The 19,083-nt window shown below is 71.9% G+C and carries 17 protein-coding genes and 2 riboswitches; of the genes, 6 read left to right on the top strand and 11 right to left on the bottom strand.

Features of this window, described 5'->3' with window-relative positions:
- Window positions 1–80: 80 nt before the first annotated feature.
- The 10 genes from ade to AC1RU4_RS05025 all read right to left on the bottom strand — a co-directional run bounded on the left by ade (window position 81) and on the right by AC1RU4_RS05025 (window position 10,387).
- A complete protein-coding gene (ade, locus tag AC1RU4_RS04980; protein WP_492889920.1) occupies window positions 81–1,793 on the bottom strand; it encodes an adenine deaminase in 1,713 nt (570 codons plus the stop codon).
- Between the two features lie 22 nt (window positions 1,794–1,815).
- On the bottom strand, window positions 1,816–2,766 hold the full coding sequence (locus AC1RU4_RS04985) for an aldo/keto reductase (protein ID WP_492889921.1): 951 nt from the start codon (window positions 2,764–2,766) through the stop codon (window positions 1,816–1,818).
- Window positions 2,767–2,890: 124 nt separating this feature from the next.
- On the bottom strand, window positions 2,891–3,778 hold the full coding sequence (locus tag AC1RU4_RS04990; RefSeq protein WP_492889922.1) for a bestrophin family protein: 888 nt from the start codon (window positions 3,776–3,778) through the stop codon (window positions 2,891–2,893).
- Between the two features lie 157 nt (window positions 3,779–3,935).
- A complete protein-coding gene (locus tag AC1RU4_RS04995) occupies window positions 3,936–4,721 on the bottom strand; it encodes a DeoR/GlpR family DNA-binding transcription regulator (RefSeq protein WP_492889923.1) in 786 nt (261 codons plus the stop codon).
- Between the two features lie 97 nt (window positions 4,722–4,818).
- Entirely contained in the window at window positions 4,819–5,976 is a 1,158-nt protein-coding gene (locus AC1RU4_RS05000; RefSeq protein WP_492889924.1) for a thiolase family protein, read from the bottom strand.
- Window positions 5,973–7,526, bottom strand: a complete 1,554-nt coding sequence (locus tag AC1RU4_RS05005; RefSeq protein WP_492889925.1) for an AMP-binding protein — start codon at window positions 7,524–7,526, stop codon at window positions 5,973–5,975. Before AC1RU4_RS05005 ends, AC1RU4_RS05000 begins: the two co-directional genes overlap by 4 nt.
- Before the next feature lie 2 nt (window positions 7,527–7,528).
- Window positions 7,529–8,086: a biotin transporter BioY gene (locus AC1RU4_RS05010; protein WP_492889926.1), complete on the bottom strand. Its 558-nt coding sequence runs from the start codon at window positions 8,084–8,086 to the stop codon at window positions 7,529–7,531.
- The gene (locus AC1RU4_RS05015) at window positions 8,083–8,694 is read right to left on the bottom strand and encodes an energy-coupling factor transporter transmembrane component T family protein (protein WP_492889927.1); all 612 of its coding nucleotides are present in this window, start codon (window positions 8,692–8,694) and stop codon (window positions 8,083–8,085) included. Before AC1RU4_RS05015 ends, AC1RU4_RS05010 begins: the two co-directional genes overlap by 4 nt.
- A complete protein-coding gene (locus AC1RU4_RS05020; protein ID WP_492889928.1) occupies window positions 8,691–9,473 on the bottom strand; it encodes an energy-coupling factor ABC transporter ATP-binding protein in 783 nt (260 codons plus the stop codon). The genes AC1RU4_RS05015 and AC1RU4_RS05020 overlap by 4 nt, the downstream gene beginning before the upstream one ends.
- An 80-nt stretch (window positions 9,474–9,553) precedes the next feature.
- Window positions 9,554–10,387, bottom strand: a complete 834-nt coding sequence (locus tag AC1RU4_RS05025) for an aldo/keto reductase (protein ID WP_492889929.1) — start codon at window positions 10,385–10,387, stop codon at window positions 9,554–9,556.
- A 102-nt stretch (window positions 10,388–10,489) separates the two neighbouring features.
- Between AC1RU4_RS05025 and AC1RU4_RS05030 the strand changes: the two genes are divergently transcribed.
- Together AC1RU4_RS05030 and AC1RU4_RS05035 are read left to right on the top strand one after the other, a co-directional pair.
- Window positions 10,490–11,506: an NUDIX hydrolase gene (locus AC1RU4_RS05030; RefSeq protein ID WP_492889930.1), complete on the top strand. Its 1,017-nt coding sequence runs from the start codon at window positions 10,490–10,492 to the stop codon at window positions 11,504–11,506.
- A 34-nt stretch (window positions 11,507–11,540) separates the two neighbouring features.
- Window positions 11,541–12,326, top strand: a complete 786-nt coding sequence (locus AC1RU4_RS05035; protein WP_492889931.1) for an SDR family oxidoreductase — start codon at window positions 11,541–11,543, stop codon at window positions 12,324–12,326.
- 29 nt (window positions 12,327–12,355) lie between these two features.
- Here AC1RU4_RS05035 and AC1RU4_RS05040 read toward each other — a convergent pair whose 3' ends face one another.
- Entirely contained in the window at window positions 12,356–13,369 is a 1,014-nt protein-coding gene (locus tag AC1RU4_RS05040) for a glycosyltransferase family 2 protein (protein WP_492889932.1), read from the bottom strand.
- Between the two features lie 272 nt (window positions 13,370–13,641).
- Here AC1RU4_RS05040 and nadA point away from each other — a divergent pair, with 272 nt between their 5' ends.
- The 4 genes from nadA to AC1RU4_RS05060 all read left to right on the top strand — a co-directional run bounded on the left by nadA (window position 13,642) and on the right by AC1RU4_RS05060 (window position 19,012).
- A complete protein-coding gene (gene nadA / locus AC1RU4_RS05045) occupies window positions 13,642–14,745 on the top strand; it encodes a quinolinate synthase NadA (RefSeq protein WP_492889933.1) in 1,104 nt (367 codons plus the stop codon).
- An 85-nt stretch (window positions 14,746–14,830) separates the two neighbouring features.
- Window positions 14,831–16,372, top strand: a complete 1,542-nt coding sequence (locus AC1RU4_RS05050; protein ID WP_492889934.1) for an L-aspartate oxidase — start codon at window positions 14,831–14,833, stop codon at window positions 16,370–16,372.
- 54 nt (window positions 16,373–16,426) lie between these two features.
- Window positions 16,427–17,293, top strand: coding sequence for a carboxylating nicotinate-nucleotide diphosphorylase (gene nadC, locus AC1RU4_RS05055; protein ID WP_492889935.1), 867 nt, complete (start codon window positions 16,427–16,429; stop codon window positions 17,291–17,293).
- Window positions 17,294–17,382: 89 nt separating this feature from the next.
- Window positions 17,383–17,511, top strand: a riboswitch (glycine riboswitch).
- Window positions 17,512–17,643, top strand: a riboswitch (glycine riboswitch).
- 76 nt (window positions 17,644–17,719) lie between these two features.
- Entirely contained in the window at window positions 17,720–19,012 is a 1,293-nt protein-coding gene (locus tag AC1RU4_RS05060; protein WP_492889936.1) for a D-amino acid dehydrogenase, read from the top strand.
- Window positions 19,013–19,083 lie beyond the last annotated feature (71 nt).

Raw genomic sequence — 19,083 nt, forward strand, 5'->3', positions numbered from 1 at the left:
CGGCAGGACGTGAGGATCGGGCGAGCTAGTAGCAGAAGCCGTGCGGGCGGGCGACCGTCCAGACCGGACTTCCCGGTTCCTCAGCCCTCGATCAGTTCGAAGCGGCCGACGTCGAACATGCCGAAATCGGTGATCTTCAGATGCGGGATCACCGGCAGCGGCAGGAAGGCGACCTGCAGGAACGGCTCGGGCAGCGTCACGCCCAGCGCCTTGGCCGCGGCGCGCAGCTCGATTAGCGCGTCGTGCACCTGCTCGAACGGGCGCTCCGACATCAGCCCCGCCACCGGCAGGGCGAGCTCGGCGCGCACCTGCCCGCCCTGCGCCACCGTGAAGCCGCCCTTCAGCTCGATGAGCCGGTTCACCGCCGCCGCCATGTCGGCATCGTCGACGCCGACGACGCAGATATTGTGGCTGTCATGGCCGACCGAGGAGGCGATGGCGCCGCGCTTCATGCCGAAGCCGTGCACGAAGCCGCGGCCGATATTGCCGTTGCGCCCGTGCCGCTCGACCACGCAGACCTTCACCGCGTCCTGCGCCAGATCGACCTGCTTGGCGCCGCCTTCGATGGGCAGCTCCAGGACCAGGTCCTCGGTGATGATGCGGCCGGGCACCACGCCGATCACCCGCGTGGCGGTGCGGTTGGCCGGCAGGCGGAAGGCTTCCGCCGTCACCGGCGCCGCCTTCATCGAATCGAGGCCGACGGCGGGCACGGCGCCCCGCGTGGCGAACAGTTCCGGCGTCACCGGCCGCCCGGCGGAGATGACCTGGCGCACCGAGCATTGCGCGAGATCCTCGACCAGCACGATGTCGGCGCGCCGGCCCGGCGCGATCAACCCGCGGTCGGTGAGGCCGAAGGCGGTGGCCGCCGACAGGCTGGCGACGCGGTAGACGTGATGCAGCGGCGCGCCATGGGCGATCGCGGTGCGGATCATGTAGTCGAGATGGCCTTCCTCGGCGATGTCGAGCGGGTTGCGGTCGTCGGTGCAGAAGGCGAGATAGGCGGAGGTGTCGGGCGTGATCAGCGGGATCAGCGCGTGGAGGTCCTTGGAGACCGAGCCCTCGCGGATGAGGACGGTCATGCCCTTCATCAGCTTCTCGCGCGCCTCCTCCAGCGAGGTCGCCTCGTGCTCGGTGCGGATGCCGGCGGCGATGTAGCCGTTGAGGTCGCGGCCGGAGAGCAGCGGCGCGTGGCCGTCGATATGGCCGCCGGAAAAGGCGGCGAGCTTGTCGAGCACGCCGGCGTCCTTGAACAGCACGCCGGGGAAATTCATGAACTCGGCGAGGCCGATGCCGGAGGGGTCGCCGCGCAGGGCGACGAGATCGGCGGCATTGAGCTCGGCGCCGGCGGTCTCGAACCGGGTGGCCGGCACGCAGGAGGAGAGCTGCACCCGCAGGTCCATGATCGTGTGGCGCGCGCAGGCCTGGAAATAGGCGATGCCCTCGGCGCCGAGCACGTTGGCGATCTCGTGCGGGTCGCAGATCGCCGTGGTCACCCCGTGCGGCAGCACGCAGCGGTCGAATTCCAGCGGCGTCACCAGCGAGGATTCGACGTGCAGATGGGTGTCGATGAAGCCCGGCACCGCGAACAGGCCGCGCCCGTCGATCTCGGCGACGCCCTCATAGGTGTCGTAGGTGCCGACGATGCGGTCGCCGGCTATCGCGATGTCGGTCGGGGTGACGGCGCCGGTGATCACGTCGAGCATCCCGACATTCTTGATCACCAGGTCCGCCGGAACCACCCCGCGCCCCTGGTCGATGAAGCGGGCGATGGCGTCGCGGCCGGCGGGGGTCATGTGCGTCTCTCCGTGGAGCCTGTCAGGCGCTCGCCGCATTGAGCCGTTCGATGTCGCCCGCCGTCAATCGCAGCTCGGCGGCGGCGATCAGGTCGGCGAGTTGCGCGCTCGTCGTGGCGCTGGCGATGGCGGCGGTGACCGAGGGGCGCGCCATCACCCAGGCGAGCGCCACCTGCGTCGGGCTGGCGCCGTGCCCGGCGGCCGCGGCATCGAGCGCGGCGAGGATGCGCAGCCCGCGCTCGTTCAGATATTTGTCGACATTGGCCTGCCCGCGCGGGCTTTTGCCGGCATCGGCGGCGGTGCGGTACTTGCCGGTCAGGAAGCCGGCGGCGAGCGAGAAATAGGTGATGACGCCGAGCCCGTTCGCCCGGCAGACCGGCTCCAGCTCGGTCTCGAACAGGGTGCGCTCGCACAGATTGTATTCCGGCTGGAAGGTCTCGTAGCGCGGCAGCTTCGCGCGCGCGCTCACCGCCAGCGCGTCGAACAGCCGCGAGGCGGAGAGGTTGGAGGCGCCGATGAGCCGGACCTTGCCGGCCCCGACCAGCGCGTCATAGGCGCCGAGCACCTCCTCGAACGGGGTATCGGGGTCGTCCCAATGCGACTGGTAGAGGTCGATATAGTCGGTCTGCAGCCGCTTCAGCGACGCCTCGACCGCCTCGGCGATATAGGCCGGGTCGAGGCATATCTTGCCGCGCCCCATGTCGCTGCCGACCTTGGTGGCGAGCACGATGCGCTCGCGATTGCCGCGCGCCTTCATCCACTTGCCGAGAATGGTCTCGGATTCGCCGCCGACATGGCCGGGCACCCAGCGCGAATAGGCGTCGGCGGTGTCGATGAAGTTGAAGCCGGCGCCGACGAGTTCGTCGAGCAGGCGGAAACTCGTGGCCTCGTCGGCGGTCCAGCCGAGCACGTTGCCACCGAAGCAGAGCGGCGGAACCAGGATGTCCGAGCGACCGAGACGACGAAGTTCCATGGGGCGTTCTCCTACGGGCACGGTAGCGGATATGGCAGAGGCTGGCGGCAGAATCTCCGCCGCAGTTTAAACAAGACGGGCGGGCGGGCGAACCACCCGCCAATTGTTCTTTGGCCGGCGGACGTCACAGCAGGATCGTATCCACCGGCTGCGGCAGGTCGGGAAGATCCGTCTCGCCGCGCGCCGCGCGCAGATTGAGCTCGATGGTGCTGGCGAGGGCGGCGATCGGCACCGCGTTGGGGCGGGTGCCGAACGGCTCCTCCATCTCGCCGCTGAGCGAATCGAGCCCGAAGAAGGTGTAGGCGACGAGGCCGGTGACGAAGGGCGTGCCCCAGCCGAGCACGTCGGCGAAGCCGAAGGGCAGCAGCAGGCAGAAGAGATAGGCGGTGCGGTGCAGCAGCAGCGTGTAGCCGAAGGGCACCGGCGTGGTGCGCAGGCGCTCGCAGGCCGTGGCGGCGCGGTTCAGCTCGGTCAGGCCGGCATCGAGCAGCGAGAACTCGATGTCGGACAGCAGGCCGCCGGCGCGCGCGCCGGCCAGCCCGGCGCCGGCCTCCCGCAGCACCGCATCGGCCGGGAAGCACCCGGTGGCCCCGGACGCGGCCGGCACGGGAGGGCGCAGTTCGCCCTCCAGCGTGCGCGTGAAGGCGATGAGCTGGCCGAGCAGGGCCTGGCGCGCCGCGGCGCCGGGCGCCCCACGCGCCTCCAGCAGCAGGCTGCGGCGGGCAAGGTCGCGAGCGGTCGCCAGCATCGCGCCCCATTGCTTGCGGGCCTCCCACCAGCGGTCGTAGCAGGCGCTGTTGCGGAAGCCGAGGAACACCGACAGCGCGATGCCGATCAGCGCGAAGGGCATGCCGTCGAGCGTCGGCACCAGGCCCGGCCGCAGCGCATGGCCGATGACGATGGCGCTCGACAGCCCCATGACGAACAGCAGCTGCGGCCAGATGCGCTGCAGCACCGAGCCCCGCAGGATGAAGAACAGCTCCAGCAGGCTGGGACGGTTGCGGACGATCATGCTGGCTTCCAGATCTTGCGCGCCACACCGGGGACGGCCCGGAGCGCCACGCGCAGGCAGGGCGGAACCTACCGCACCGCAGCATCGGGCGAAAGTGCCGGCGGCGTCCCCGCCGCTCCTCCGCGCGGGAGCGGAACGCGGCAAGCGGAACGCGCCGTCAGAACACCTCGTCCTCGGCGCCGCCGACCTCGATCAGCTCGACCTGGTCGCGCGCGCACACTTCCCGCAATTCCGGCGAGGACACGGCATCGGTGACGAACGTGTCGATCTCGTTCATCTGGCCGATGCGCACCGGCGCCGAGCGCTCCAGCTTGGAACGGTCGGCGACCAGGATCACCTGCCTGGCATTGTCGATGATGGCGCGCGCCACCTGCACCTCGCGATAGTCGAAATCGAGCAGCGTGCCGTCCTCCTCGATCGCCGAGGCGCCGATCACCGCATAGTCGACGCGGAACTGGCGGACGAAATCCACCGCCGAGGAGCCGATCACCGCGCCGTCGGCATGGCGCACCGGGCCGCCGGCCATGATCAGCTCGATCTTGGGATGGCGATAGAGCTGCGTCGCCACGTTGAGGTTGTTGGTGATGACCAGCAGGTCCTCGTGGTCGCCGAGCGCGCGCGCCACCTCCTCGGTGGTGGTGCCGATATTGATGAACAGCGAGGCGCGGTTGGGCACGATGCTGGCCGCCGCCTCGGCGATGGCGCGCTTGGCGCCCTGCGCCATCACCCGGCGCGCCTCGTAGGCGAGGTTCTCGACGCCGGAGGCCACCACCGCGCCGCCATGCACGCGCGACATCAGCCGGCGCACGCACAGGTCGTTCAAGTCCTTGCGGATGGTCTGCGGCGATACGTCGAAACGGCCCGAGAGGTCCTCGACGCTGACCCGTCCCTGGGCGCGGGCGAGCAGCAAGATGTCCTGCTGGCGGGAGGATATGGCGTTCATCGTCGTTGCCCCGCGGACCACCCGAGCGCGACCGGCACGCTCGGCGAGGATTCGCGGCGATCCTGCACCATCGGGCGCGTCGGTCGCAAACAAACCCTTAGCTGCGCTGCAACAATAGCGCGCTGCCGAGCCCGCCCGCCGCGGCGATGGCGGCGAGGCCGAGGGGGTTCCGGGGCATCGGGACGGCAGGTCCGGCGGTCGTCCCGACCAGTTCGTGGAACAGCCGGACGGCGAGGATCGCGCCCGAGGCGCCGATCGGATGCCCCCGCGCGAGCGCGCCGCCGCCGCGGTTCACCCGCCCCGCATCGAGGCCGAGGTCGCGCAGATTGGCCGCGAACTGCACGGCCGACGATTCCATCATCTCGACGACGGCAAGGTCTGAGAGGGATCGCTCCCGCACGTCCTCCATCGCCCGCGCCACCGCCGGCAGCACGGCCGCGAAGGGCTGCTCCGGCGGCCCGCCGGCCGAGGCTCCGGCGACGACGCGGCAGGCGGGGCGCCCGAGCGCCTTGCACAGGTCCTCGCCGACCACCAGCACCGCCGCCGCCGCATCCGCCTCGACCGCCAGCCCGGTGGCGTCGAGGGCATGGCCGCCCTGCCCGGCGACCACCGGCGCGCGCAGCGACAGGCGGAGCGTCAGCTCGCGGGTGAAAGCGTCATGGTCGAGGCCGGCGAGCGGCACGATCTCGCTCCGCATCCGCTCGCGCGCGGCGAGCGCCTTGCGGTGGCTGCCGGCCGAAATGACGCTTTGGTCATGACGACTGAAACCCATCCGCGCCGCCAGCGCCGCCATCGCCTCCACCGGGTCCGGGTCGCGTTCCGGCCACGGCGCGAAGGCCGGGCGCCGGTAGAAGGCCGGCGCCTCGCCCGGCTCGCGCGGGCGGCGGGCGCGCAGCGGCGCGCGGCTGAAGCTCTCGACGCCGCCGGCCAGCACCGCCTGCGCCGCCCCGGCCTCGACGAGGCGCGCGGCGAGGAGGATGGCGTCGAGCCCCGAGCAGCATTGCGTATCGAGGCTCAGCGCCGGCACGCGCTCGGGAATGCCGGCGGCCAGCGCGGCGAGGCGGGCGACATTGCCGCCGCCGGACAGCGCGTTGCCGAGGATGACCTGATCGAGCCTCGCGGCACCGAGCCCCGCCGCTTCGAGGCAGGCGGCGAGCACCGGCGCGGCGAGGTCATGCGCCTCGATCCGCGCGAAGGCGCCGCCGCGCGGGGCGACGGCGGTGCGCCGGGCGGCGACGAGGAAGGCGCCGCTCATCGCCCGCCGCCCTCGCCGCTCTCGTCGACGAGGCGCTGCAGCGCCAGCAGGTCGACTTTGCCGCCGGAGGTGCGCGGCCAGTCCTCCAGCCACAGGAACCGGCGCGGCAGCTTGGCGGCGGGCAGGAAGCGCCGGCAATGGGCGCGCAGGGCCGCCTCGTCCGCCCTCCCCGGCCCGCGCAGCACCGCCACCAGCTCGACGCCGCGCAGCGGGTCGGGAAGGCCGAACACCGCCGCCTCCTCCACCCCCGGCGCGGCAACCAGCACCGCCTCGACCTCCTCCGGGTAGACGTTGAGGCCGGATGTCACCAGCATCCGCTTCTCGCGCCCGGCAAGGGTGAGGAAGCCCGCGTCGTCGAGCCTCCCGTGATCGCCGATGCTGAGGAAGGCGCCGTCGCGCCGCGTCTCCTCGCCGCCGCCGCAGGCATAGCCGTCGAACAGCATGGTGCTCGCCACCCAGATGGTGCCGGTGTCGCCCGCCGGCAGGTCGCGGCCGGCCGGGTCGCGGATGCGCAGGTCGACGCCCGGCGCGGCGCGGCCGACCGAGCCCGGCGGCACCGCCTCGCCCGGCCGGGTCAAGGTGATGAAGCTCATCTCCGAGGCGCCGTAGAACTCGGCGAGGCCGGCATGGGGGAAGCAGGCGGCCACCGCCGCGCGGGTCTCGGCACGCCATTTGGCGCCGCTGACCAGGATCAGCCGCAGGCCGGGACAGACCGCCCCGGCGTCGGTGGCGGCGTCGGTGAGCATCTGCAGCTGCGTCGGCGTCGCGTAGAGCGCGGTGACGCCATGGCGCGCGATCGCCTCCAGCGCCCGGCGCGGATGGAAATGCCGCATCATCACCGCGGTGGCGCCGATATGCAGCGCGTGGACGATTCCATAGAGATGCAGCGAGGCCGCCAGGCCGCCGGGCGCCAGGATCACGTCGTCGGGCGACAGGCCGAATGCCGCCTCGCTGACGGCGAAGCTGTCGATCCAGGAGCGGTGCGCGCGGCGATAGCCCTTGGGCAGGCCGGTCGAGCCGGAGGTGAAGCCGACATAGAAGGGCGCGTCCGGGCTCGGCAGCGGCGGGGCATCGGCCGTCTCATCCGCCGGCTCCGCCTCGTCCGCGACGGTGAGGTCGGGGCGCAGCGCCGCGTCGATGGCGGCGTGATAGGGCGCCGGCCAGCCGGCATCGTAGACCAGCGCCTGCCGGCCGCTCACCGCGCAGCCGAAGAAAGCCGCGACCAGTGCCGGCGCGTTGCCCATGGCGAGCGCCACTCCCGCGCCCGGCGGGGTGCGCCGGGCGATGTCGCGGGCGCGGCGGGAGACGGCGTCGGCGAAGGCCGCGCGGGACACATTCTCGCCGCCGCACACCAGCGCGAGGCGCCCCGGCGCCTGCCGCGCCAGCGCCGCGAGCCCGCCGCCGACGATGCCCGTCGCGTTCGGCGCGGGCGCGAGAGCAGCGCCCGCTACCGCTTCATCCGAGACGCCGCGAGCGGCGGCCACGCTCAGCGGGTGCGCGAGAGCAGCGCCCGCCGCCGCTTCATCCGAGGCGCCGGGAGCGGCGGCCACGTTCAGCGGGTGCGCGAGAGCAGCGCCTCGGGCATGCCGCGCGCCACCGTCTGCGCGACCAGCGCGGTCAGCACCGCCTTGATGGCGTCGCCGGGAATGAAGATCAGGCACGCCTTGGCGGCATCGATGAGCGACAGGTTGGTCTTCAGCGCCATGCCGACGATGCCGAAGGCATAGAGCACCACGATGCCGCCGATCACCGAGGCGATCAGCGCCGAGGCGAACACCGCGTGGTTGCGCAGCACGCCCATCAGCCAGCCGGCGACGAAGGCCGCCGCCACCCAGCCGAAGATGAAGCCGGCCGAGGGGGTGAAGAACACGCCGAGGCCGCCGCGCCCGCCGGCGAGCAAGGGCGCGCCGAGCGCCACCACGAACAGCACCAGCAGCATGGCGAGCGCCCCGCGCCGGGCGCCGAGCATCACGCCCGCCAGCATCGCGCCCATGCTCTGCGCGGTGATCGGCACGCCGCCGGCGACGGGCAGGTCGAATTTGGGCAACAGCCCCAGCACGGCGAAGATCGCGGCATAGAGCGCGATCTGCACGAGCGAGCGATCCTTCATCGGCGGTTTCCTTTCGGGGCGCCGCCGCGCGCGCTGAGCGCCTCGGCGGTATGGTGGGACAGTCGCAGCGTCTGAATACAGAAGGGCGCGAGCAGGCGCCAGCCGCCGCGCTTGCCGGAACGCGCCCGATGGCTTTCGTTCAGCGCCTCCCACAGCGCGAACAGCAGCGGCACGAAGCGCAGCATCATCGCCACCATCAGCGCCAGCGCCCGCGGCGAGAGGCCGAACAGGGCGAGCGGCTTCAGGATCGGCTCGACCGCGTCCATCATGTCGTCCATGCGGGTGGTCATGGTCACCGCATTGGCGAGCAGGATCATCGCCAGCAGCCGCAGGCACATCGCGACGCCGATCGCGACGCTGCCGCTCCAGGCGTGCAGGGCGAGCAGGATCACGAGCAGCGGCACCAGCGGGCGCAGCAGCGCGATCTGCCGCAGCGCCGCCCGGCCGAGGCTGGCATAGAGCGCCAGCACCGCCGCCAGCAGGCCGGCCATCAGCGCCATGCTGTCGAACGGGGTGACGAGCAGGCTGACCAGCGCCAGCACCGCGAGCTTCCAGCCTGCCGACACGCCATGCGCCCAGCTGCGCTCGGGCAGGTAGAGCGAGATCACGGCGCATCCCCGGCGATGGCGTCCCCGGCGATGGCGGTCTGCGCCGCCGCCTCGGCGAAGGCGCGATAGGCGCCGACCACCTGCGCCGGCGGCCCGTCCTGGCGCACCCGGCCCTCATGCAGCCAGACCACCCGGTCGTAGCCCTCGAAGGCATCGAGCTCGTGGGCGACGAGGATCACCTGCTGCGGCAGGGCCGCGACCATCGCCTCCAGCCGCCGCCGCGTGGTGAGGTCGAGGCTGGAGAACGGCTCGTCGAGCACCAGCACCTGCGGCTGCATCACCAGCACGGCGATGATGCACAGGAGCTGCTTCTCGCCCTCCGACAGCGCATGCACCGGCCGATCCGCCCAGTCCGCGCGCCGGTAGCGGGCGAGCACCGCCCTCGCCTCCTCCCGCGCGACGCGGCGGGGATGCCCGGCCTGTTCGAGGCTGAAGGCGATCTCCTCGGCGACGGTCGGGAAGATGATCTGGTGATCCGGGTTCTGGAAGATGAAGCCGACCGTGCGCGGCAGGTCGGCCGCGTGCTCGCGCGCATCGAGCCCGCGCACCTCCACCCGCCCCTCGTCGGGCAGCAGCAGCCCGTTCAGCAGCCGCACCAGCGAGCTCTTGCCGGAGCCGTTGGCGCCGATGAGGCCGATGCGCCGCTCGGGCAGCGTCAGCGACACGTCCGCCAGCACCGTGCGCCCACCGCGGGCGAGGGTGACGCGATCGAGGACGATGGAGGCGCGCGCCTCCCGCCTCGTCACGCCGTCATGGCCGGGCCGGGCCCCGGCATCCACGCCTGCATCGGCCAAAGCCGGGGATGGCCGGGCCGGGCCCGGAGAGGACGGTCCTCCGGGCGGCAGGCGGTCCATGGTCGTCACAGCATTTCCAGCGAGCGCCGGCGGCTCGGCGGCGGGAAGGCGGCATCGAGCGCGGCGAGGTCGTCGGCGTCGAGGGCGATGTCGCGCGCGGCGGCGTTCTCGCGCATATGCGCCGGCTTCGACGCCTTGGGGATGACGATGTTGCCGGGGTCGCGCAGCGCCCAGGCCAGCGCGACCTGGAAGGGCTTCGCCCCGTGCTTCGCGGCGATCCCGGCGAGAGCGCCGCCGGTCTTGATGCGCCCCTGCTCGATCGGGCTATAGGCCATCAGCGGCAGCTCGTGCTCCTGCAGCCAGGGCAGCAGGTCCCATTCCGGCCCGCGGCGGGTGAGGTTGTAGAGCACCTGGTTGACCACGCAGCTCTCGCCGCCGGGCGTGCCCCACAATTCGTTCATGTCGTCGGTATCGAAATTGGAGACGCCCCAATGGCGGATCTTGCCCGCCGTCTTCAGGTGCTCGAAGCCGATGATGGTCTCGGCCAGCGGCACGCCGCCGCGCCAGTGCAGCAGGTAGAGGTCGAGCCGGTCGGTGTTCAGCCGCTTGAGGCTGCGCTCGCAGGCGGCGATGACGCCGGCGCGGCTGGCATTGTGCGGATAGACCTTGCTGACCAGGAACACCTTTTCGCGCAACCCCGCCAGCGCCTCGCCGAGGAAGCTCTCGCAGGCGCCCTCGCCATACATTTCGGCGGTATCGACCAGCTTCATGCCGAGCTCGACGCCGAGGCGCACCGATTCGATCTCCTCGCGGCGGGCGGCGGCCCGCTCGCCCATCATCCAGGTGCCGATGCCGAGCGCCGAAACGCGCTCTCCGCCGGGAAGCTGCACGGTCTTCATCATCGCTTTCCTCACCTTTTGCGTGGGAACGGGCATGCCATCGCCGCCGCCGGGGCGCAAGCATGCTATTCATAAGGGAGCGTCCGCCCCGCACGGAGTCCCATGTCCAGCGCCATGCCCAGCGCCACGCCCAGCGCCTCCTCCCAGATCATCGCCCCGCCCGCCGCCGAGCAGGACAACGAGCTCGGCATCGAGCTGAGCGCGGTGATCTTCGCCGTCACCGGCGAGGATCCCAAGGTGCTTGCCATCCGCCACGGCGATGCGCGCGAAGGCGATACGCGTGAAGGCCTGCCCTCCGGCCCGCTGGAGCGCGGCCACCGCACGCTGGAAACCGGCCTGCGCAGCTGGGTGGAGCGCCAGACGCTGCAGCATCTCGGCCATGTCGAGCAGCTCTACACGTTCGGCGACCGCGACCGCGGCGAAAATGCCCGCCGCTCGCTCTCGCTCGCCTATCTCGCCCTGGTGCGCGAGGCGCGCCCGGCCGGCGACGCCGATGCCTCCTGGCAGAGCTGGTACCGCTATTTCCCCTGGGAGGACTGGCGCGACGGCCGCCCGGCGGTGCTCGACACGCTGCTGCACGGGCTGCGCGCCTGGGCGGCGGCGGCCGAGCCGCGGCTCGCCGACATGCGGGCCGAGCGCATCGCCCTGAGCTTCGGCGGCCCGCAGGGCGCCGGCTGGAACGAGGAGCGGGTGCTGGAGCGCTACGAGCTGCTCTACGAGGCCGGGCTGGTGGCGGAAGCGCTGCGCGAGCACGGCTCCGAGCGCGGCGCCCCGCCGGCGGCCGGCGTCGAGATGACGGTCGACCATCGGCGCATGCTGGCGCTCGCCATCGCCCGGCTGCGCGGCAAGATCAAGTACCGCCCGGTGGTGTTCGAGCTGATGCCGCCGAGCTTCACCCTGCTGCAGCTGCAGCGCACCGTCGAGGCGCTGTCGGGTGTGTTGCTGCACAAGGGCAATTTCCGCCGGCTGATCGAGCAGCAGCGCCTCGTCGAGGAGACCGGCGAGGCCACCTCCGAGACCGGCGGGCGGCCGGCGCGCCTCGTGCGCTTCCGCCGCGAGGTGCTATTGGAGCGCCCGGCGCCCGGCGTGCGCCTGCCCGGCGGCGGCGGGCGGCGCTGAGCCTCCCCTCATTCCCGACCCGAAAGCAAACGACATGGCCCGCCTCGACATAGCCCGTTTCGACTTGGCCCGCCTCGACATGGCCCGTTTCGACGGAAAGCGCATCCTCATCACCGGCGGCACCAGCGGCATGGGCCTTGCGGGCGCCCGCCGCATCGTCGCCGAGGGCGGCCGCGTGGCCGTCACCGGGCGCAATGCCGCCCGCCTTGCCGCCGCCGCGGGCGAATTGCCGGCCGGTACGCCGGTGCTCGACAACGACGCCGCCGACCCGGCCGCCGTCGCCGCCCTCGCCGGGGCCGCGGACGCCATGGGCGGCCTCGACGGGCTGTGGCTCAACGCCGCCTATGCCGAGATCGGCCCGGTGGAGGAGGTGACGGCCGCGGCCTTCGACCGCATGATGGCCGCCAATGTGCGCGGCCCGATGCTCCAGCTCGCCCGGCTGTCGCCGCTGCTCGCGCGCGGCGCCTCGGTGGTCGTCACCGCATCGAGCTCGGCCTATGAGGGGGCGGCGGCGACCAGCCTCTATGCCGCCACCAAGGGCGCGGCGATCGCCATGGCGCGCAGCTGGGCGAGCGCGCTGGCGCCCCGCGACATCCGCGTCAACGTGCTGGTGCCGGGGCCGATCGAGACCAATTTCCGGCATTTCCTGCCGGAGGAGGCGCGCGCGGGCTTCGAGGATTTCGTCGTCGGCCAGGTGCCGCTGCGCCGCGCCGGCACCGCGGAGGAAGCCGCCGCCGTCGCGCTGTTCCTGCTGTCGGACGACGCCTCCTATGTCACCGGCAGCCAGTATGCCGTCGATGGCGGACTGATCATGCAGTAGGCCGCCCATGGGGGCGGATGGGGGCGCGGTCATCCCCCGCCGACGATGCGCCGCCACCAGCCTCGCGCCGTCGGCGCCACGGGCTCCGGCCGAGGCTCCGGTGCCGGCGCGGGCTCCTGCGGCGCGGCGAGCCTGGCCTCGATGGCGTCGAGCCGGCGCATCAGCTCGGCCTGGTTGTCGCCGATCACCTTCAGCAGCGTCATCAGCGACCCGGCCGCCGCGGGGTCGGCGTCGAGATGGGCGCGCAGCAGCGCGTTGCGGTAGAGCGCGCCATAGCGGTTGTGCAGCGGGCGCCCGGCCTCGACCGAGTTGCCATAGGAGCCGGTCGCATCCGGCCGCAGGTGGTAACAGGCCAGCGGCTCGTCGAGCGTGCCGATATCGCCGACCGCGAAGATGCGCAGGTTGTAGTCCCAGTCGCCCAGCACCGGCAGCTGGTCGTTATACGCGCCGATCTGCCGCACCACCGCCATGCGGATGAGGAAGGCGATCGGCACGATGACGTTGCGCGCCAGCAGATGGCCGCCTTCGACATGCGGCCGCCAGTCGCTCCACGGGGCGCGGCTGAGCTCGACCACCCGGTCCGGCTCCAGCCGCTCGTAGACGCAGGTGATCCGCGTGGTGACCGCGGCATAGCGGCGGTTCTCCTCGCGGGAGAGGAAGGCCACGGTCTGCCGGAGGAAATCCGGGTGCCAGGCGTCGTCGTCGTCATGCACCACCACGAAGGCGCCGTCGGCCTGTTCGAGCGCCCGGTTCGAGGCTCCCTCCATGCCGAGGCTGACCGGGTTGTGGATCACCGTCAGCCGCCCGGCGAAGGCGGCGCGCCGCGGCGCGACCAGCGCCTCGACCGCCCCGGCATCGCCGCCGTCATTGACCAGGAACAGGTGCCAGTCGGCATGGCTCTGGCCGAGCACGCTCGCCAGCGCCCGCGCCAGCAGCAGCGGCCGGTCGCGGGTGCGGGTGATGACCACCACCCTGCCATCCGCCGGTGCGATGGCCGACATCCAGTCGCTCTGCGAGGGAAAGGGCGGCGTGAACGCGGTCATGCAAGGCTCCTGCAAGGCCCCTGGAGGGGGCGGCGCTCCCCCCAATACACGACATTCGGCGGGAATGCCGCTAGTGCCCCCCGCGCCGGCGCCGCTCGCCGACGGCCCGTCCGCTGCCGGTGCGAAAGCGGCATGGATCGATTTGTGACGGGCTGTTGACAACGACTTATACTCAGTCTTAGCATAAGCCAACTCAGGAACGGAAAGCCGGGCCATTGGCCCGGTTCTTCTTGGCCCTGGATATACTCAATTCGAGCATAAGGGAGGTCGCGATGCTCGATACCGCCATCGCCGCCCGTGACGTGCAGAATCCCGACTCCGCCGCGCCCGTCCCTGCCGGGCCCGTCCCCGCCGCCTTCCAGCCCTATCGGCCGGACGGCGACGACGAGCACGCGCGGCTGCCGCTGCCGCATCTCTATGCCCGCGTCGCGCGCCACGTCACCCCGGCCGAATGGCCGCTCCATGCCCGCGAGATCGCGGCGATCGAGCGGCTGAAGCGCGAGCGCAACGCCGTCATCCTCGGCCACAACTACCAGGCGCCGGAAATCTTCAACACCGTGGCCGACATCGTCGGCGACAGCCTGGCGCTGGCCCGCGAGGCGGTGAATGTCGAGGCCGACGTCATCGTCATGGCCGGCGTGCATTTCATGGCCGAGACGGCCAAGCTGCTCAACCCGTCGAAGACGGTGCTGATCCCCGACGCCAGGGCCGGCTGCTCGCTCGCCGAATCCATCACCGGCGCCGATATCCGCCTGCTGCGCCAGCACTATCCCGGCGTGCCGGTGGTCACCTACGTGAACACCTCGGCCGACGTGAAGGCCGAGAGCGACTATTGCTGCACCTCCGGCAATGCGGTGAAGGTGGTGCGCCACGTCGCCCGCGAATATGGCGTGAACCGCATCCTGATGCTGCCGGACGAGTATCTCGCCCAGAACGTGCAGAAGGAAGTGCCGGAGCTGGAGCTGATCGCCTGGAAGGGCCATTGCGAGGTGCATGAGCGCTTCACCCCGCAGGACATCCGCGACCTGCGCGAGAACCATCCCGGCCTCGTGGTGCTGGCGCATCCCGAATGCCCGCCGGAGGTGGTGGCGGAAGCCGACTATGCCGGCTCCACCGCCGACATGGCCAATTATGTCGGCAGCCACAAGCCGGGCCGGGTGGTGCTGATCACCGAATGCTCGATGGCCGACAATGTGGCGGTGAATCACCCGGACGTCGAGTTCGTGCGCCCGTGCAATCTCTGCCCGCACATGCGGCGCATCACGCTCGGCAATATCCGCCGGGCGCTGGAGACCATGGGGCCGCAGGTCGAGATCGATCCGGCGATCGCCGGGCGCGCCCGCGCCGCCGTCGAACGCATGATCGCCATCCGCTAGCGCCCGCGCTCCTTCGCCGGCCGGCCGCGTCGCGGCCCGGCCGGCCGGATCCTGCTTGGTTCGAGAACGCTCCAGGAGGGGCGACATGCACATATCCCCGGATCGCACCGTCGTCATCGGCGGCGGCGTCGCCGGGCTGGCGACCGCGCTGCGCCTCGCCGCCCTCGACCTGCCCGTCACCCTGCTGATCGCCGGCCTGCCCGGCGCGAATGGCGGTCTCCACGGCGCCGCGACCTTCTGGGCGCAGGGCGGCATCGCCGCGGCGATCGGCGACGACGACCGGCCGGACCTGCACGCCATCGACACGCTCAAGGCCGGCGCCGGGCTGTCCGAGCCGGAGGTGGCGCGCCGGGTGGCCGGCGCCGGGCCGGCCGCCGTCGACTGGCTGGTCGGGCTCGGCACCCCGTTCGACCGCGAGGCGGACGGGCGCATAGCGCTGGGGCTGGAGGCCGCGCATGCGCGCCGGCGCATCGTCCATGCCGCCGGCGACGGCACCGGCCGGGCGGTGCTGGAGACCCTCGTCGCGGCGGTGCGCGGCTCCTCGGCGATCACGGTTCTCGAAGGCGCCCGCGCCACCGCGTTGCTCGCCGACGCGCAGGGCCGCATCGCCGGCGTCGCGCTGCGCGACGCACGCGGCGGGACCACCGAGCTCGCCGCCCGCGCGGTGGTGCTGGCGACCGGCGGCCTCGGCGCGCTCTACGCCTCGACCACCAATCCGCTCGGCGCCACCGGCTCGGGGCTGGCACTGGCGGCCCGCGCGGGCGCGGTGATGCGCGACATGGAATTCGTGCAGTTCCACCCCACCGCCATCACCTGCGGCGCCGACCCTATGCCGCTCGCCACCGAGGCGCTGCGCGGCGAAGGCGCGCGCCTGTTCAACGAGCGCGGCGAGCGCTTCATGGCCGACATTCCCGGCGCCGAGCTCGCCCCGCGCGACGTGGTGGCCCGCGCCATCTTCGCTGAGATCGCCCGCGGCGGCCGCGTGGTGCTCGACGCGCGGCTGAAGGATGTCGAACGCCGCTTTCCCGGCGTCGTCGCGCTGTGCCGCGCCAACGGCCTCGACCCGGCGGCGGCGCCGATCCCGGTGCGCCCGGCGGCGCATTACCACATGGGCGGCGTCGAGGTGGACGGCGCCGGCCGCACCAGCCTGCCCGGCCTGTGGGCCTGCGGCGAGGTTGCCTCCACCGGCCTGCACGGCGCCAACCGGCTCGCCAGCAACTCGCTGCTGGAAGCCCTCGCCTATGCCGGGTGGATCGCCACCGATATCGCGACGACCGGCACCGCCGGCAGGCCGGAGCCGGCGGCCGCGACGCCGCTTGCCGCCCCGCCCTCGCCCACCCCCGCATTGCGGGCGCTGATGGACCGGCATGTCGGCGTGGTGCGCGAGGCCGGCGGCCTCGTCGAGGCGGTGCGCACCCTCGCCGAGGCGGGGCCGGACGACGATGCGGCGCTGGTCGCGCTGATGGTGGCGCAGGCGGCGCTGGAGCGCACCGAGAGCCGCGGCGGCCATTTCCGCGCCGACCATCCGCACCCGCAGGGCCATGCCCGCCACGGCCGCACCACCCTCGCCGAGACCCTGAGCGCCGTCGCCGCCGGCGGGCACGCCGCCGAGCGGCGGGTCGCCTGATCTCCCCTGCGCCTCCGACGCCATAGCCGTCCGGCCGATACCAGAGACGCCCACATGTCCGCTGCCCTCTCCCCGCTGCCGCGCCTGATGATCGAGCCGCTGGTGCGCGCCGCCTTCCTGGAAGATCTCGGCCGTGCCGGCGACATCACCACCGATGCGGTGATCCCGGAAGACGTCCGCTTCTCCGCCGTCATCGCCAGCCGGCAGAACGGCGTGCTGGCCGGCATCGACGTCGCCCGCCTCGCCTTCGAGCTGATCGACCCGGCGCTGTCCGTCGAGGCGGTGCGGGGCGACGGCAGCGCGGTGGCGCCGGGCGACGTGGCGCTGCGGCTCGAAGGCTCGGCGCGCTCCATCCTGACGGGCGAGCGGGTGGCGCTGAACTTCGCCAGCCACCTGTCCGGCATCGCCACCGCCACCGCCTCGCTGGTGGCGGTCGCCCGCGCCCATGGCAAGGCGCAGGTCGTGTGCACCCGCAAGACCACGCCGGGCCTGCGCGCCCTGGAGAAGCACGCGGTGAAGGCCGGCGGCGGCTCCAACCACCGCTTCGGCCTCGACGACGCGGTGCTGATAAAGGACAACCACATCGCGGTGGCCGGCGGCGTCGCCACCGCCATCGCCCGCGCGAAGGCGCATGCCGGCCACCTGGTGAAGATCGAGGTCGAGGTCGACACGCTCGCCCAGCTGGAGGAGGCGATGGCGGCCGGCGTCGACGCGGTGCTGCTCGACAACATGGACCCGACGACGCTGGCGCAGGCGGTGAGGATGGTCGGCGGCCGCGCGATCACCGAAGCCTCCGGCCGCATCTCGGCGGCGAGCATCGGCGCGGTGGCGGCGAGCGGGGTCGACCTGATCTCGGTCGGCTGGATCACCCACAGCGCCCCGGTGCTCGACCTCGGGCTGGACGCGATCACCGTGGTCTGAACCCGTCTCATCCCTTGGTCGGGGAGCGAATGTCGCCGCCCTGCCCTTGAATTGGGCATGCGTTTGTGCGATGCATATAGGTGTCTGCTAATGACCATGCGGGAGAGATCGACAGTCCTCCCGAGCCGCATGTTTTCGGATATGCGGCAAGGACGCGTGCCGGCGCCGACGGAGCAACCCCCCAGGAAACTCTCAGGCAAAAGGACCGCATGGTGAGGACAATCTGGAGAGAGGCGGCGGCGCTTCCTTGATGCGCGCCAGTCGCCCACCGAAGGGGAAGCCCGGGAAGGTGACGGTTTGTTGCCGTCGGTCTCGGGGCGAGCTCTCAGGTATCCGCGACAGATTGGGGACAGCCGGCCGAAACGCCAATGTGCCAGCCAGGCATGTGCGTTCCAGCCTCGTCGTCCTCAAGCGCGGGAGAGCCCCATGCGCAGCTTCGCCGTCATCGGCGCCGGCATCACCGGCATCACCACCGCCTATTCCCTGGTCCGCAAGGGCTATGACGTCACCGTCATCGATCGCCAGCGCTATCCGGCGATGGAGACCTCGTTCGCCAATGGCGGCCAGCTTTCGGCTTCCAATGCCGAGGTGTGGAATTCCTGGGCGACCGTGCTCAAGGGCATCAAGTGGATGCTCAAGCCGGACGCGCCGCTGCTGATGAACCCCATGCCCTCCTGGCACAAATACAGCTGGATGGCCGAGTTCCTCGCCAATATCCCGAACTACCGCGCCAACACGGTGGAGACCACCCGCCTCGCCATCCAGGCGCGCCACCACATGTTCGAGATGGCCGAGCGCGAGAAGATCGACTTCAATCTCGAGAAGCGCGGCATCCTCCACATCTACCGCGACAAGGCGAGCTTCGAGGGCGCCGGCCGCATCAGCAAGATGTACGCCGAGGGCGGGCTTGAGCGCCGGGCGGTGACGCCGGATGAGATGCGCGCCATCGAGCCGACGCTGCACGGCACCTATTTCGGCGGCTACTTCACCCCCTCCGACTCCACCGGCGACATCCACAAGTTCACCCGCGGCCTCGCCGATGCCTGCAAGCGGCTCGGCGTGACCTTCGTCAACGAGGCGACGGTGGAGAGCGTGAAGCACACCGGCAAGGGCCACGCCGGAACCGGGATCGACATCGCCTTCGCGATCGCCGCCTCCGACGAGAGCGGCCTCGTCACCCACCAGACGCTGTCCTTCGACGGCGTGGTGGTCTGCGCCGGCGTCGGCTCGCGCGACATCGCCGCCGCGCTGGGCGACCGGGTCAACATCTATCCGGTGAAGGGCTATTCGATCACCGTCATGCTCGACGACGAGGCGAGCCAGAACGGCGCGCCCTGGGTCAGCCTGCTCGACGACAAGACCAAGATCGTCACCAGCCGCCTCGGCAAGGAGCGTTTCCGCGTCGCCGGCACCGCCGAGTTCAACGGCGAGAACCGCGACATCCGCGACGACCGCGTGCGCCCGCTGGTCGACTGGACCCGCCGGCTGTTCCCGGACGTGAACACCAGCCGCGTGGTGCCGTGGGCCGGCCTGCGGCCGATGCTGCCGAGCATGCTGCCGCGCGTCGGCGCCGGCAAGCTGCCGGGCGTGTTCTACAATACCGGCCACGGCCATCTCGGCTGGACGCTGTCGGCGGTGACCGCGCATCTGGTCGCCGAGAAGATCGCCGCCGACATGCCGGTGGAGACCCCGGCGCCGTTCCGCGCCGCCGCGGAATAGTCGGCGGGGCGGCCCGCGGCGAAGAGACGTGGCAGGCCATGGCGGCAACGCACCGCGATGGCCTGTTCACA

The organism is Ancylobacter sp. GW821-FHT10E12, assembly GCF_058809335.1.

Coding starts and splice junctions, on each gene's coding strand:
- AC1RU4_RS05025 (WP_492889929.1), bottom strand. CDS start 10,387: ATGAAGACCGTGCAGCTTCCCGGCGGAGAGCGCGTTTCGGCGCTCGGC.
- AC1RU4_RS05060 (WP_492889936.1), top strand. CDS start 17,720: ATGCGCAGCTTCGCCGTCATCGGCGCCGGCATCACCGGCATCACCACC.
- nadC (WP_492889935.1), top strand. CDS start 16,427: ATGTCCGCTGCCCTCTCCCCGCTGCCGCGCCTGATGATCGAGCCGCTG.
- AC1RU4_RS04990 (WP_492889922.1), bottom strand. CDS start 3,778: ATGATCGTCCGCAACCGTCCCAGCCTGCTGGAGCTGTTCTTCATCCTG.
- AC1RU4_RS05010 (WP_492889926.1), bottom strand. CDS start 8,086: ATGAAGGATCGCTCGCTCGTGCAGATCGCGCTCTATGCCGCGATCTTC.
- nadA (WP_492889933.1), top strand. CDS start 13,642: ATGCTCGATACCGCCATCGCCGCCCGTGACGTGCAGAATCCCGACTCC.
- AC1RU4_RS04995 (WP_492889923.1), bottom strand. CDS start 4,721: ATGAACGCCATATCCTCCCGCCAGCAGGACATCTTGCTGCTCGCCCGC.
- AC1RU4_RS05030 (WP_492889930.1), top strand. CDS start 10,490: ATGTCCAGCGCCATGCCCAGCGCCACGCCCAGCGCCTCCTCCCAGATC.
- AC1RU4_RS05040 (WP_492889932.1), bottom strand. CDS start 13,369: ATGACCGCGTTCACGCCGCCCTTTCCCTCGCAGAGCGACTGGATGTCG.
- AC1RU4_RS05050 (WP_492889934.1), top strand. CDS start 14,831: ATGCACATATCCCCGGATCGCACCGTCGTCATCGGCGGCGGCGTCGCC.
- ade (WP_492889920.1), bottom strand. CDS start 1,793: ATGACCCCCGCCGGCCGCGACGCCATCGCCCGCTTCATCGACCAGGGG.
- AC1RU4_RS05000 (WP_492889924.1), bottom strand. CDS start 5,976: ATGAGCGGCGCCTTCCTCGTCGCCGCCCGGCGCACCGCCGTCGCCCCG.
- AC1RU4_RS05035 (WP_492889931.1), top strand. CDS start 11,541: ATGGCCCGCCTCGACATAGCCCGTTTCGACTTGGCCCGCCTCGACATG.
- AC1RU4_RS04985 (WP_492889921.1), bottom strand. CDS start 2,766: ATGGAACTTCGTCGTCTCGGTCGCTCGGACATCCTGGTTCCGCCGCTC.